Below are 13863 nucleotides of genomic sequence, written 5' to 3'. Positions count from 1 at the left end.
CTGCATCCATGAATGCGTTCCTTTTTCCTGTGGCTGACCGGTGAGCTGCACCCTATAGTGGAATTGACTTTGTCGTCCCGGTTTTCTTCAGACGCTGCCGATCCTTTTTGAAAAAGACTTCCATCAGCTGGCAGTCTTTGAAAGAAGCCGGAGAAGTGGCACGAAGGAACTTCAGGGTGTATTTTCCCCTGCATGAAAACGCAAATGGCGCTCTCTGCCAGGATCAGACGGATCTTACAGAATGAAGGAAAGAGCAGTTTGACAGCAGGAGGGAACAGATGAAAGGCGTGTTCGGGGGACGTGGCGTGGCCTTTGCCGCCAGCATGCTGGTTCTGGTTCTGACAGGCGTTTTTCTTTTCTATGCCCTGACCCTGCGGCAGGGCCCTGTTGGTCCGCAAACACCCTACAGGGCAGTCTTCATCTCTGCCAGCGGCCTGCAGGGGGGCGATGATGTCGCTCTTGATGGCGTAGTGGTCGGCCGGGTCAATGATGTGGTGCTCAATACCCGGACAGACATGGCAGACGTAGCGTTTACGGTCGATCAGTCCCTGAAGCTGCCGGTTGATACAGCCGTTACGATCGGCGCCCTGGGAATTGGCGGCAACAACGCGCTGCAGCTTCTGCCCGGCAAAAGCCAGGATCTGCTGAAGCCGGGTGCGGTCATAACGAATGCCCGCCCGCTTCTTTCACTGGAACAGCAGATCAGCAACTATATCTTTGGCGCCGGAAAGCTCTGAGCGGATCAGTCGTTGAGGGGATAGGAGGAGAGCAGGCGGCGCTGTTTGCGCCAGGCCCACAGCATTCCGAAAGCCCCGGAGCTTTTCCACCCTTCCTTTTTCTTGGCAGCGCCGATAAGAAAGGTCTGCCGGTAATGATAGAACTGGGTGCGGTAGGCTTCCCACAGGGTGGTATGGCGGTCCCAGATGTGAATGGCCTCTGAACCGACCCCATTGATTTCGATAATCTGCAGGTTGCGCCCGGATTTCAGGTCCTCCACGGAGGCCACTTTGGCGTCGATGCGGCCGAAGTGGAAATCCGGGATATCGCTCATGATGGCGTTGATGCGCGCTGTCAGTTCAGGAGTGATATCGGCACGTCCATCGCGAAATATGGCGCCACGGCAATGATTGCCGGCAAAGACAACGGGCACCTGCTGGCCTGCGGGAATGACTTCATCAGCCCGTTTGCCCAGACGCGGTAGGTAGATCTGGGGAACGAGCCCCATGCGCGGGTCCTGGAGGATCAGTTCTCGCAGGGTGGCGCGTCCGTTGCCGGTCAGGGTAGGGGTTTCCTTGTAGGTGATCGAAGTCAGATGACCGGTTTTCTCGCCGGGATGGCGGATATAGAAAATCCCCGCTTCCAGTGGATAGGCCACGAGCTTCTGCGCCAGAAGCATGACCCCATCAGGAAAAAGGGGCAGCACTTCGGCCAGCATGGCGCGGTCCTGGACAAGTTTGATCCCGGTACCCTTGCAGCCGATATCGGGTTTGATGACGACCGGGAAGTCTATCCCTGCCTGCTTCATGGCGCGCAGAGCGGTAGCGCAGGCTTGCGGCCCGCTGCGGAAAGCAACGTAAGGGGCAATCGCTTCACGGGCTGTCGGGCCAGCCATGGACAGGATGGAGCTTTTGCTTTCGCCACAGAGCCCACCGGTCGTGATGCGGGGATTGGCTGCTGTGGGTGTGCTGAAATCCCGATATCGGATTCCCATGAGAATCCAGTAGAGCACGATGGGGGTGTAGAAGATGGAGCCAGGCCAGAATTCAAAAAGGGAAAGCTGCTTTCTGTTGAGTTTCCTGGGCAGAGGCGTGTGAGCGGTTTTGGTCATGGTTGGCAAGGACTGTCCTCTTAAGCGCTCATGCGTTGGAAATGGGCGATCAGACGCCCGATCACGAAAATGCAAAGCACGAAACCGATAATTCCTGCCCAGCGCCAGCCGGCCTGATGCAGCAGCAGCCAGTGCCCTACCTTGAGGGACAGGGCAAAAAGCAGACTCGTCCAGACCAGGGTGGCACAGATGGCCGTCAGGGCGAATTTCCAGAAAGGGACCCGGAAATAGCCGCAGGCCGTATAGAGCGGCAGGCGTGCCCCTGGCACGAAGCGCGAAATGGCAACGATGCGTATCGTGTGGCTGAGAAACCACTCCCGCGTTCTGTCCTGGCCAGGCAAGGTAAGAAAACGGCGCAGGGCAGGCCAATGCCAACCGGCATAGCCGAGCCCGTAAAGCCCCATATCGCCTATCGCCACCCCTGCATACAGAGAGCCCAGCGCCAGAGGGAGGGAAATCTGGTGCGCCTGTACCGCAATGGCGCTCAGGACGGTGGCCACATCTTCCAGGATGAAAGTGCCTGCGATCACGATCGCAGCCTTCAGCCAGGCTGGCTGGCTGGCAGCAAGGGCCCCCAGTCCCATCATATGCCCAGCTTTCTCATAACCTGCTCTTCCTTCAGAAGGCGACGGCATCTGGCGGCCTGTCCTGCCTTGCCGCTCTTGCGCCCTTTATAAAGGTCGGGCGCGCTGAGAGGTAAAGCCTGTGTCAGGCAAAGCCGGGACGGCAGGAGGTCGATCATAAAAATGCCTTAAAGGAATCTTTGACCCCGTGGAAGAGGCGGTGGATGTTGGGCGGTAGGAGATCAGGCAAGATCAGCCGTAAAGCGGGATTTTTGCCGGGGTGGTGATGTAACTGTGCCGCAGTTTCGCCTGACTGCCCTTCTATGGAGGCGTTTTCAGCCTCTTATCACCAGGCCTGAGGCGGTAGAACCTGACGCGGGTAGCGTAAAAAGAGAAACTGAGAGAAGACCAGAAAGAGGAGAAAAAACTTGGCGCTTCTGGAACGACGCACCTTCCTTTCCACGGCTTGCATGGCCGGTTTTTTCCTTTCTGCCGGTCAGCTTCGGGCCCGGCCGATGACCCGCCCGCCCGCAGCCAGCGAAAGTTACCGCCAATTTCTCGAAGGGGTGCGCAGCCAGGCCCTGGCAGAGGGGTTGTCAGCCACGGCTGTCACTGAAGCGCTGGCCATGGCGCCTGCGCCCAATCAGGCTGTCCTGGCGCGGGACAGGCATCAGCCTGAATTCACCATGACCTGGGCGCAGTACCGCAGCCGTGTGCTCAAGCCAGCCAGGCTGCAGCAAGGTGCACAGGTGTTTCAGAACGTTCGTGGCACCCTGACGCCGCTTGCTCAGCGTTATGGCGCCGCTGATGGGGTGGTGATGGGCATCTGGGGGCTTGAATCAGGCTTCGGCGCCACGCTGGGCAAGTTCAATGTCATCGATGCGCTTGCGACCCTGGCCTATGACGGGCGACGGGCAAAGTTCTTCAGAAGCGAGCTGCTCAAGGCCTTACGAATCGTTTCGGACGGGGAAGCGGCACCTTCCACCATGCTGGGGAGCTATGCGGGCGCGATGGGCCAGCCCCAGTTCATGCCCAGTGCCTATCTTCAATATGCCGTTGATGTGGATGGCGACGGCAAGCCCAATATCTGGACGAGCAAGCCGGATGTGTTCGCCTCCATTGCTAATTACCTGGGCAGACGCCACTGGATTCAGGGACAGGGCTGGGGAACGGAAGTCAGTGTGCCTCAAGGCAGTGAAGCTGAAGCGTTGGGCGCAAAGGGTTCGCGGCAGTCAGCGGTCCGGTCGGTGAGCAGCTGGGAAGCGCTGGGCGTGCGCCCGGTGGACGGCGGCTCCTTCACTCAGCCTGATCTCCAGGCCCGTTTGCTTGAGCCGGATGGCCCGGGAGGGCAGGCTTTCCTGGTTTTCCATAATTTCAATGTCATTCGTGCCTATAACCCGTCTGACTATTATGCGCTCGCTGTCGGCCTGCTTGGCGATGCCTGTACGGGTGTTCCCGCCTGAGAAGAGGAAATCTGTAGTCTCAATCAGCACTGGGAAGATAAAAAACATCTGATTGCAGCGCGGTAGAGTGTCAGGTGGCTGGACCAGGTGCTGCACTGCAAGTAGGTAAGTAAACGGAAAACAGTGTCAACAATCACATGCCGGCACCGTGCTTTCCAGCTTTTGTCCGTCTTTGCAGGCCGGGCATCCTGAAAGCGGAGGAACGGCCGGGCAACAGGTGGAACGGAATCCCGAGCGTGCAGATAACAAGCGTGCAGACAAGACGTTCTCTTCTCAGGAACATGGGCGCAGCCGCTGCCCTGACAGGGCTGGGCCTGCGGAATGCGCAGGCTGCTAGGGGCCATCATGCGCATGGCAAAGCGGCAGCGGCTGAGGCGGAAGCGGCGGATGCAACGCCTGCTGCCACCCTGGTCGGACCGTTGCCGACCCCCGCGCGCTGGGCTTACGTGCTGGACCATACGACCGGCACGGTCCTGCTCGACAAGGCAGGCAATGAGCACATGCCTCCTTCATCGCTGACCAAGATGATGACGGCCTATGTGGTGTTCACGTTCCTGGCGGCCGGTAAACTGCACCTTGGCCAGATGCTGCCGGTCAGCGATAGGGCCTGGCGTACGCAGGGGTCGAAATCCTTCGTGCCGCAGGGGGGCAATGCCTCCGTTTCCGATCTCATCCAGGGAATGATCATCCAGTCCGGTAATGATGCCTGCATTGTGCTGGCTGAGGGAATTGCCGGCTCTGAGGAGCGCTTTGTCGCCCTGATGAATGAAGCGGCGCGTCGTATCGGCCTGACCGGCTCGCATTTCATGAACTGCACCGGGCTGCCTGCGCCCGACCATTACATGACCGCGCGCGATGTGGCGGTGCTGGCCGGTCGTCTCGTCCATGATTTCCCGCAATATTATCACTTCTTCGGTGAGAAGGAATTCACCTTCAACGGCATCAAGCAGGGTAACCGCAACGTGCTGGTGGACAAGGGGCTGGCTGACGGTCTCAAGACCGGCCATACCGATGCAGGCGGCTTCGGGCTCTGTGCCAGCTCCGAGCGCCCGAATGCGGATGGCGACAGGAACCGGGTGATCGTTGTCATCAACGGAACCTCTTCCTCCAACCAGCGCGCCCGTGAAGGGGAACGCCTGCTGTCCTGGGCTTTCGCCAATTTCGAGACCGTGACCTTCTTCCACAAGGGACAAGTGGTCGAGCCAGCAGCCCCGGTATGGATGGGCACACACAGGACCATCCCCCTCCTGGCTTCGGAGCCTGTCTCCATGACGGTGCCGGCTGGATGGCGTGACAAGACGCGCGTAACGGTGGACTATTACTCGCCCCTCATCGCTCCCATACAGGCCGGTCAGCCCTGCGGCACGGTTTCCATCTGGTTCAACGGCAAGCTGACGCGGCAGGTGCCTCTGGTCGCCGGGGTAAGCGTTGAGCGTCTGGGGCTGCTCGGTCGCACTCTGGCCCGGTTGGGTCATGCCCCTGCCTGATCCCTCTGAGGCTCAGGCCCTTACAACTGCGCGCACTGGCGGGCAGACTCCCCCTGCTTCAGGTCTTTTTGTAACGCTTGAAGGCGGCGAAGGCGCTGGTAAATCCACGCAGGCCCGTCTGCTGGCCGAGGTCCTGAGAGCACGCGGGCTGCCTGTTTGCCTGACACGTGAGCCAGGCGGCACCCCAGGCGCTGAAGCGTTGCGGGAAGTTCTGTTGTTCGGGAAAGCGGATTTTTCGCCGCGTGCTGAAATCATGACCCACATGGCGGCGCGCTGCGACCATCTGGACAGGCTTATTCTCCCCGCCCTGACCCGCGGGGAGATCGTCATCTGTGATCGCTTTCACGATTCAACGCTGGCTTATCAGGGTTACGGGCAGGGAAGAGGGTCGCCCGCGGAGCTGGCCTTCATTGCCAGCCTGCGGAAACTGCTCAACAGGGAGCCTGACCTGACATTCTGGCTGGATGTGCCTCAGGCAGTGGCCACTGAACGGCTGCGGAAACGTCGCGAAAGTTCAGGCGCTGTTGTTGCTGGGGGGGCGGAAGATCGTTACGAACAGCAGGACACTGCCTTTCATGGGCGCGTTCATGCAGGATTTGCCACAATCGCTGCCAGGGATCCGGAGCGTGTGCGCAGGATTGATGGTCTGCTCAAGCCTGATGAAGTGACCCGAATGCTGGTTCAGCAGGTGTTGGTCCATTGGTCAGACCGGAACGGTGCCTTGCCCGGTAAGGACGTGATATCTTGAGGAAAGCGCCTTCTGAAAAAGGCATGGCACGGAAAACGGATGCGCCCTCCCCAGGGGAACACCCGGAGCCACGGCAGAGCAGGCAGGTTTCAGGCCATGATAGGGCGCTGCAAATCTTTCGGGAAGCCATTGAGCGCGACCGTCTGCATCATGCCTGGCTGATCTGCGGTCCGGCGGGCATCGGTAAGGCGAGTCTGGCTTTCCGGCTGGCCCGTATTCTTCTCGGCGCAGAAGATCATGCCACTCCGGCCGGTCGGCGGATATCGGCCGGAACCCATGGAGACCTGCTTGAAATCTCCCGTAAACCGGACCCCCGCAAAGGGCGTCTACGCTCGGAAATCACTGTAGCCGATGTGCAGCCCCTGCAGAAATTCCTGCATCATACCGCAACGGAGGGGGGCTGGCGGGTCGTGATCGTGGACGGGGTGGAATTTCTGAACCGGTTTGCCGCCAATGCCCTGCTGAAGGTTCTCGAAGAGCCCCCGCCGCGTGCCGTCCTGCTCCTGACCACTGCAACGCCCGGTGCGCTGCTGCCGACCATACGCAGCCGGTGCCGGATTCTGAATCTGAATCGTCTTTCGCCTGAGCTTATGGAAGCCCTGCTGCCTGATCTGCCTCCCGACGTCCTGCGCCGGGCGCATGGCTCGCCGGGGCGGGCGCTGTTTCTGGCCCAGGACCGCAATGGTGAGATTGCCGCCCTGGCCCGCCAGGCTTTACAGGGGCAGCCGCTGACTGTGGAAAACTGGCAGAAAATCAGCCAGATCGCCCGCCAGACGGATGGGGCGGAACTGTTCTGCGATTATCTTTCCGTGCATCTTGCCCAGCAGGCGAAAGAGGAAATCAGACGCGGCGCCCTTGCCCGGGGCGCACGTTTGGCCCAAAAAACCGCAGAGCTGGAAAAGCTGGAACAGGCCGCTCTCGGCGCCAGCCTCGACAGGGCGCAGATGCTCCGTGAAGCTTATGGGCTGGCGTCAGATTGAGAGATCTGGGCTGACAGAAGCGGTACTGTGACGGTGCCGCCTTGTAATGACAGGCAACATGAAAGGCAGATTCGGCCATGACGGGGCGTTACACGATCACGACACCCATTTTCTATGTGAATGGCGCACCGCATATTGGCCATGCCTATACCTCCATCGCCTGTGACGTGATTGCGCGGTTCCACCGTCTGAGCGGAAAAGAGGTGCTATTCGTGACCGGCACGGACGAACACGGACAGAAAGTGGAACAGAGTGCCCTGGCGCAGGGTATGGCGCCGCAGGAGTTCGCTGACCGCATTTCCGGGCAGTTTCAGGAGATGCAGCGCCGCATGGGCATCTCGGCAGACGAATTCGTGCGCACGACGCAGGAGCGTCACAAGGGCGCTGCCCGGGCTCTGTGGGAAAAGGTCGCACAGAACGGCCATATCTATCTCGGCGCTTATGAAGGCTGGTATTCGACCCGGGACGAAGCCTTCATCGGGGAGGACGAGATCACGGTTCACCCCGATGGCAGCCGGACGGCTCCTTCAGGCGCGCCGCTGGAATGGGTGCGTGAGCCTTCCTACTTCTTTCGCCTGACGGAGTTTCAGGATCGTCTCCTGGCCTATTATGAAGAGAACCCGTCTTTCATCGGTCCCCTGGGGCCGAAACGGGAGATTGAAAGCTTCGTGCGTCATGGCCTGCGGGACCTGTCCATCAGCCGCACCAGTTTCAAATGGGGCGTGGAGGTGCCGGGTGACCCTGAACACGTCATGTATGTGTGGTTCGATGCGCTGGCCAATTATCTGACCGCCGTTGGGTATCCGGATGCAGAAAGTCCCAAAGCCGCTTTCTGGCCTGCCGATGTGCATGTTGTCGGCAAGGAGATCGCACGTTTCCATTGTGTGTACTGGCCCGCTTTTCTGATGGCTGCCGGTCTGCCGCTGCCAAAACGCGTCTTTGCACATGGGTGGTGGACGGTCGAGGGCGAGAAGATGAGCAAGTCTCTCGGCAATGTCCTTGATCCGGTAGCGCTGGCCGAGGAGTTCGGGCTCGATCAGCTGCGTTTCTTCCTCATGCGTGAAGTGCCGTTCGGGGGAGATTCAAATTTCAGCCGCCGTTCCCTGATTACGCGCATGAATGTTGAACTGGCCAATGATCTGGGCAATCTGGCCCAGCGCACCTTAAGCCAGGTGGCGCGCAACCTGGAAGGCGTCCTGCCTGAACAGGGACCGCAGACCGAGGAAGACCGGCACCTGCTGGCCCAGGCGGCTCTGTTGCCTGCGCTGATGGACGAGCAGATCGGGCGCCTGGCGCTGAGTGAAGCGCTGGAGGAGGTCTGGAAACTCATTCGGGCGGCCAATGCCTATATTGATCACCAGGCTCCTTGGAAGCTGAAGAAGACCGATCCGCAGCGCATGGCCGATGTGCTGCGGGTTCTGGTGGATATGATCCGCGTCATTGCCACCATGCTGCAGCCTTACATGCCTGAAACAATGGCGCGGATGCTGGATCAGCTGGGGGTGGGCGAAGAGGAACGGCATTTCGAAGCCCTGCAGACGCCTGTACCAGCCGGGCGCGTGCTCCCCAAGCCGCAGGGGCTTTTCCCCCGCTACGTTGAAGCGGCGGAGAACGTGGAGGTGTCCTCATGAGCGCTTCTGCGGTCAGCCGGCCTTCCCTGATAGACACGCATTGTCATCTTGATCGGCTGGAAGAGGTGGAGGCTGAGCTGCAGTTTGCGCAGGAAAGCGGTCTTCAGGGTCTGATGACGATCGGCACGCGCTGGTCCAAACGGCATGAACAGCTCGCCCTGCTGGCCCAGGACCGACCGGAGCTGCGTGTCTGGTGCGCTCTGGGCACCCATCCGGACCACGCGCATGAGGAAGAGCTGCCGACGCTTGACGAGATGGTGCGCGTGCTGGAGCAGCCCGGCGTTGTGGCTGTGGGGGAGACGGGGCTGGATTATCTTCATGGCAGCGAAGAGATGCGGCCGCGCCAGAAGGAGAGCTTTCGTCGCCATATCGCAGCTTCCCGGGAAACTGGGCTCCCCTTGGTCATTCACTCGCGTGAAGCTGATGAGGACATGGGCGCTTTGCTGACTGAAGAGCAGGAAAAGGGCGCTTTTCCTTTTCTGTTGCACTGTTTTGCAGGGGGCGAGAAGCTGGCCCGTACTGCCCTGGAGCTTGGAGGCTATCTCAGCTTCTCCGGCCTGCTGACTTTTCCCAAATGCGGCCACATCCGTGATGTGGCGCGGAAGGCGCCGGAGAGCCGGATCCTGGTCGAGACGGACAGTCCCTTCCTTGCGCCTGTGCCAAAGCGGGGCAAAGCCAACACGCCGGGCTTTGTGGTGCATACCGCAGAGCGTCTGGCGCAGGAACGGGAGATGGATCCAGGGCGTCTGGCGGAGATTACCACGGCCAATGCCCTGCGCCTGTTCAGCAGGGCCCGCTGAAAAGAGCTGCTGAAACGGGGAGTGGATGCATGCAGGAAAACATCATGAAAGTCACCATCCTGGGCTGTGGCGGTTCAGCAGGGGTGCCGTCAATCGGCGGGAGCGAGGATCCCGACCAGCCGGCTGGAAAATGGGGCGCGTGTGATCCGTATGAAATCAGGAACCGGCGGACGCGTTCCTCGATCGTCATTGAGCAGGCGGGATTCAGGCTGCTGGTGGACAGCGGGCCGGATCTGAGGCAGCAGCTGCTGGCCAATCATCTTGCCCGTGTCGATGCGCTGATCTTCACTCACGGCCACAGTGACCACATCGCTGGCCTCGATGAAGTCCGGGCCATTAACCGGGTCATCCGCAAACCTCTGCCCCTGCTGGCCACAGAAGATGTCCTCCAGGAGCTGCAGGCGCGTTTTTCCTATGCTTTCCGGCCATGGGAAGGCGGGCAGTTCTATCGCGCCGCCTTTGACGTGCAGCCCATTCCTGAAGCAGGAAACATTCAGATCGGCCCCCTGCACGGAAGTGTCTTCCCCCAGACCCATGGGCTGATCGAGTCACGCGGAATGCGCTTCGGGGATTTCGCCTATTCCACCGACGTGGCTGAATTGCCAGGCCCTTCCCTTGAGGTGCTGAAAGGGGTGAAGACCTGGGTGGTGGGGTGTTTTCAGCCAGAACAGCATTTCTCGCATGGTTGGTTGGCACGCGTGCTGGAGTGGCGGGAAATCGTGCAGCCCCAACGCCTGGTCCTGACGCATATGGGCCCTGCCATGGATTATGCCACGCTCAGGCGTACCCTTCCCACAGGTGTGGAACCGGCCTTTGACGGGATGACGCTGGAAATCAGTTCATCGTAATTCAGGTCGGGTCGTACCTTTTCGTCTGGCGCAGGTCTTTCCGAGCTTCTGAAGATCTGTCTTTCAGCTTTCCAGCACGGCATGCCAGTAAAGATAGTCGCGCCAGCTTTCATGCAGGTGGTGGGGCGGGTAGTGCCGTCCGTTTTCCTGAAGCTGGTGGAAGCTCGGCGCCAGGGGTGGGGTGCGCAGCGTGAAACCGGCCTGGGCCGGGGTGCGTGCGCCTTTGTGCAGGTTACAGCTGCTGCAGGCCGTCACGATATTGGTCCAGGAGGTGCGCCCGCCCCGTGAGCGGGGAACGACGTGATCGAAAGTAAGCGCTCCAGGCGTGTAAGGCGTGTTACAGTATTGGCAGGTGAAATTGTCGCGCAGGAAAACATTGAGCCTGGTGAAGGCTGGTTTGCGCTGGGGAGCCACATATTCCCGAAGCGCCACGACACTGGGAAGCGGGAAGCTGCGGGTGGGTGAATGAACGACCTTCTCATAGGCCGACAGAACAGTCACGCGATTAAGAAAGACCGCCCGGACCGCTTCCTGCCAGGGCCACAGCGAGAGCGGAAAGTAAGCCAGCGGACGGAAGTCTGCATTCAGGACCAGGGCGGGATAACCCCTTTCTCTGCCATCATACATGTACTTTCGTCCTTCTGTTATCGTAACCTGTCCTCAGGGCCTCCAGCTTCCCCGGTTTCCATGATAAGGGGAACTGAAAGGCAGAATACCATGTCTCAGGCTGCCATCCGTATCCGGCGATGGCAAGAAAAACGTGCCTGCGGGTAAGGGGTCGGAGAATATGCCCTCCGGGAAATCCGGCTGGAGAAAGCAGGCAGGGAGGCTCTGCCTTTTCATCTTTTTTAGATCTGTTTTTATGTTCATTGCGAGCCAGGACAGCCAGCGGGATCTGCAATGCCCCTGACGACCCGCTTTGCCCCCAGCCCTACAGGCAGGCTGCATCTGGGCCATGTGGTTTCAGCGCTTTACGGGCGGGCGCTGGCTGGGTCAGACGGTCGCTTTCTGTTGCGTGTTGAAGACACGGACCGGATACGTTGCCGCCCGGCCTATGGGGCGGCCCTGCTGGAGGACCTTGGCTGGCTGGGGCTTCGGCCAGCGGGATCGGTGCGCGTCCAATCGGCGCATCTGAGCCAGTATGAGGCCGTTTTGCGCAACCTTCAGGCCCGGCACCTGCTTTACCCTTGCTCATGCACCCGCCGGGAAATTTCTGCCCGCTCGACCGTCACGGCGCCTGACGGCAGCCGTGTCTATTCGGGCACTTGCCGCAACAGGAATTCTCATCCGCCCGGCCGCCCCCTGGCCTGGCGGCTGAACATGCAGGCGGCCCTGGAAGAAATCAGGGGCGAGCCGGAATGGCAGGAGATCGGTCGTCTTGCAGGTCCGCGCAGGCAGCGGGGTCAGGCGGCAGCTTTTGGAGATATCGTGCTCGGCCGGCGTGACAGCGGCGTGGCTTATCACCTCTGTGTCACGCATGATGATGCGCTGCAGGGGGTAAGCTGTGTCACGCGGGGGATGGATCTGCTGCACGCCACTTCAGTGCAGCGCGTCTTGCAGGTGCTGATGGGATGGCCGGCACCAGTCTATGCCCATCACGCGCTCCTGCTGGATGCAGAGGGGCGCAAGCTTTCCAAGCGTGAAGGGGCAGAAGGGATCTTCCAGCTGCGCCAGGGGGGCTGGAGCGCGCATGAAGTCCTGGCTCATCCCCTTGTCAGACAGACGCTCGAAAGCTCGCTTCCCTGACGCACAGGTAGATAATTATCTGTGCCGGAAGGACCCGGTCAGTCTGAGGGATAGGAATGCGGATAAGTGATCTGGTCAGCGGGACCCGGGGCTTGCGGGGGGCCTTCGCGACCGCAGGCGCTCAGAAAAAGAGCGCTTGCAAGCAGCATCATTCCACCCATGAAAAAGGGGAAACGCCTGGGCACGGAAAGGCGGGGGCGTAAAGCAGTCATTGGTAAATCCGTTCTGCTGATGAGACTGAAGTCAAAACAGGTGAAAACTGGCCCAGCATAGCCCTGACACCGCAGAGGCACAAAACGGCTGAGGGGCTTTGACGTGATGCCGGTGGTTCAGAGGGTGGCATTGAGTTCTTCAAGCCAGCGTTTAGCCTGCGCTTCAACATTGGCAGGCGCTGTCCCCCCGTAGCTGGTCCGTGAAGCAAGGGATGCTTCCACGGAGAGAACGTCGAAAACGCCTGCGGTTATGTTCGGCTCAACCTGTTGCATGTCCTCCAGCGTGAGGTCAGCCAGATCGCAGCCCCTGGCTTCTGCCAGGCTGACCAGTTGTCCCGTCACGTGGTGTGCCGTGCGGAAGGGAAGACGCAGTTCCCGCACGAGCCAGTCGGCCAGGTCGGTCGCCGTCGCAAAGCCGCTCCCGGCCAGAGCCCGCATCCGTTCGGGGCAGGGTTGCAGGTCGCAGACCATGCCTTCCATGGCGGCCAGGGAGAGGGTCAGGGCCTGGGTGGCGTCAAAAACGGGCTCCTTGTCTTCCTGGCTGTCTTTGGCATAGGCGAGCGGCAAACCCTTCATGACGGTCAGCAGGCCCAGAAAATCACCGGAAATGCGCCCGCTTTTGGCGCGTACCAGCTCGGCCGCATCCGGATTGCGCTTCTGGGGCATGATCGAGGAACCGGTTGTGAAGGCATCCGAAAGCCGGACCATGCCGAAAGCACCAGAAGCCCATTGCACGATTTCTTCAGCCAGCCGTGAAAGATGCATCGCTGCGATGGAAAGGGTCGAAAGATATTCCAGGGCAAAGTCGCGGTCGGAGACGGCATCAAGGGAATTGGCGGTCGGTCGGCTGAAGCCCAGAGCCCGGGCAGTCATCTGGCGGTCGATGGGAAAAGAGGTGCCGGCCAGGGCTGCGGAACCGAGAGGCGATTCGTTGAGACGTTTGCGGGTGTCAGCAAGACGCCCGCAGTCACGCGCCAGCATTTCCACGTAAGCCAGCAGATGGTGACCGAATGTAACGGGCTGTGCGACCTGCAGATGTGTAAAGCCCGGCATGGGCAAGGCATGGAATTCAAGGGCGCGTGTGGCCAGGGCGCGCATCAGGGCCCGTGTCTGTCCCAGGAGGCCGTCAATCGCCTCGCGGACCCAGAGGCGGAAGTCAGTCGCCACCTGGTCATTGCGGGAACGGGCAGTATGCAGGCGTTTTCCCGCTTCACCAATCCTTTCCGACAGACGCGATTCGATATTCATGTGAATATCTTCAAGGGCCTCTGAAAAGGGGAAAGTGCCGTTTTCGATTTCAGCGCCGATCTCCTTCAGGCCAGTCTCAATGGCGACCAGCTCTCCAGATGTGAGCAGGCCCACATGCTGCAGCATCCGGGCATGGGCCAGCGAGCCTTCGATGTCCTGACGCCAGAGCAGCCGGTCGAAGCCGATGGAGGCATTGATCTCCTTCATGATGGCAGCAGGTCCTTCCGCAAATCGCCCGCCCCATTGGGGGTTGGCTGTGGCAGAAGGAGCGTTAGGGGGGCGTGTCATGAGGGCCGGACTCCCAATGGA

General features: G+C 60.3%; 14 protein-coding genes. 9 read left to right on the top strand and 5 right to left on the bottom strand.

The features are described 5' to 3' along the window. The first annotated feature begins 278 nt into the window (after positions 1 to 278). Positions 279 to 737 (top strand): MlaD family protein, encoded by a 459-nt coding sequence (locus E3E11_RS00495; RefSeq protein ID WP_141450691.1) that lies wholly within the window; start codon positions 279 to 281, stop codon positions 735 to 737. 5 nt (positions 738 to 742) lie between these two features. Here the strand turns inward: E3E11_RS00495 and E3E11_RS00490 are convergent, their stop codons facing one another. Then, positions 743 to 1828 (bottom strand): D-alanine--D-alanine ligase, encoded by a 1086-nt coding sequence (locus tag E3E11_RS00490; RefSeq protein WP_141450690.1) that lies wholly within the window; start codon positions 1826 to 1828, stop codon positions 743 to 745. 20 nt (positions 1829 to 1848) lie between these two features. Beyond that, positions 1849 to 2415 carry a DedA family protein gene (locus tag E3E11_RS00485; RefSeq protein ID WP_141450689.1) on the bottom strand — a complete coding sequence of 189 codons (567 nt, stop codon included), beginning with the start codon at positions 2413 to 2415 and terminating at the stop codon, positions 1849 to 1851. 446 nt (positions 2416 to 2861) lie between these two features. Here E3E11_RS00485 and E3E11_RS00480 point away from each other — a divergent pair, with 446 nt between their 5' ends. The 7 genes from E3E11_RS00480 (at position 2862) to E3E11_RS00450 (ending at position 10348) form a co-directional block, all read left to right on the top strand. After that, positions 2862 to 3854 carry a lytic murein transglycosylase gene (locus E3E11_RS00480; protein ID WP_407938695.1) on the top strand — a complete coding sequence of 331 codons (993 nt, stop codon included), beginning with the start codon at positions 2862 to 2864 and terminating at the stop codon, positions 3852 to 3854. A gap of 281 nt (positions 3855 to 4135) precedes the next feature. Continuing rightward, complete coding sequence (locus tag E3E11_RS00475) at positions 4136 to 5341, top strand: D-alanyl-D-alanine carboxypeptidase family protein (protein WP_231118930.1); 1206 nt, start codon at positions 4136 to 4138, stop codon at positions 5339 to 5341. Beyond that, complete coding sequence (gene tmk / locus E3E11_RS00470) at positions 5328 to 6089, top strand: dTMP kinase (RefSeq protein ID WP_141452011.1); 762 nt, start codon at positions 5328 to 5330, stop codon at positions 6087 to 6089. Before E3E11_RS00475 ends, tmk begins: the two co-directional genes overlap by 14 nt. A 23-nt stretch (positions 6090 to 6112) precedes the next feature. Beyond that, positions 6113 to 7069, top strand: a complete 957-nt coding sequence (locus E3E11_RS00465; RefSeq protein WP_141450687.1) for a DNA polymerase III subunit delta' — start codon at positions 6113 to 6115, stop codon at positions 7067 to 7069. Between the two features lie 77 nt (positions 7070 to 7146). Next, on the top strand, positions 7147 to 8700 hold the full coding sequence (metG, locus tag E3E11_RS00460; protein WP_141450686.1) for a methionine--tRNA ligase: 1554 nt from the start codon (positions 7147 to 7149) through the stop codon (positions 8698 to 8700). After that, a complete protein-coding gene (locus E3E11_RS00455) occupies positions 8697 to 9500 on the top strand; it encodes a TatD family hydrolase (protein ID WP_141450685.1) in 804 nt (267 codons plus the stop codon). Before metG ends, E3E11_RS00455 begins: the two co-directional genes overlap by 4 nt. Positions 9501 to 9544: 44 nt before the next feature. Next, positions 9545 to 10348 (top strand): MBL fold metallo-hydrolase, encoded by an 804-nt coding sequence (locus E3E11_RS00450; RefSeq protein ID WP_141450684.1) that lies wholly within the window; start codon positions 9545 to 9547, stop codon positions 10346 to 10348. 63 nt (positions 10349 to 10411) lie between these two features. On the opposite strand, the gene E3E11_RS00445 is transcribed toward E3E11_RS00450, so the two are convergent. Continuing rightward, positions 10412 to 10975 (bottom strand): HNH endonuclease, encoded by a 564-nt coding sequence (locus tag E3E11_RS00445; RefSeq protein ID WP_141450683.1) that lies wholly within the window; start codon positions 10973 to 10975, stop codon positions 10412 to 10414. A gap of 273 nt (positions 10976 to 11248) precedes the next feature. On the opposite strand from E3E11_RS00445, the gene gluQRS reads away from it, so the two are divergent. After that, positions 11249 to 12094 (top strand): tRNA glutamyl-Q(34) synthetase GluQRS, encoded by an 846-nt coding sequence (gene gluQRS / locus E3E11_RS00440; RefSeq protein ID WP_141450682.1) that lies wholly within the window; start codon positions 11249 to 11251, stop codon positions 12092 to 12094. A gap of 38 nt (positions 12095 to 12132) precedes the next feature. Here the strand turns inward: gluQRS and E3E11_RS08450 are convergent, their stop codons facing one another. Together E3E11_RS08450 and argH are read right to left on the bottom strand one after the other, a co-directional pair. Continuing rightward, positions 12133 to 12306 carry a lipoprotein gene (locus E3E11_RS08450; RefSeq protein ID WP_168189170.1) on the bottom strand — a complete coding sequence of 58 codons (174 nt, stop codon included), beginning with the start codon at positions 12304 to 12306 and terminating at the stop codon, positions 12133 to 12135. Positions 12307 to 12423: 117 nt separating this feature from the next. Next, on the bottom strand, positions 12424 to 13842 hold the full coding sequence (argH, locus tag E3E11_RS00435; RefSeq protein WP_141450681.1) for an argininosuccinate lyase: 1419 nt from the start codon (positions 13840 to 13842) through the stop codon (positions 12424 to 12426). Between the last annotated feature and the right edge of the window lie 21 nt (positions 13843 to 13863).

It is taken from the genome of Oecophyllibacter saccharovorans (genome assembly GCF_006542375.1).
Classification (GTDB): Bacteria; Pseudomonadota; Alphaproteobacteria; order Acetobacterales; family Acetobacteraceae; genus Oecophyllibacter; species Oecophyllibacter saccharovorans.
This window is presented reverse-complemented; position numbering and strand designations above follow the sequence as displayed.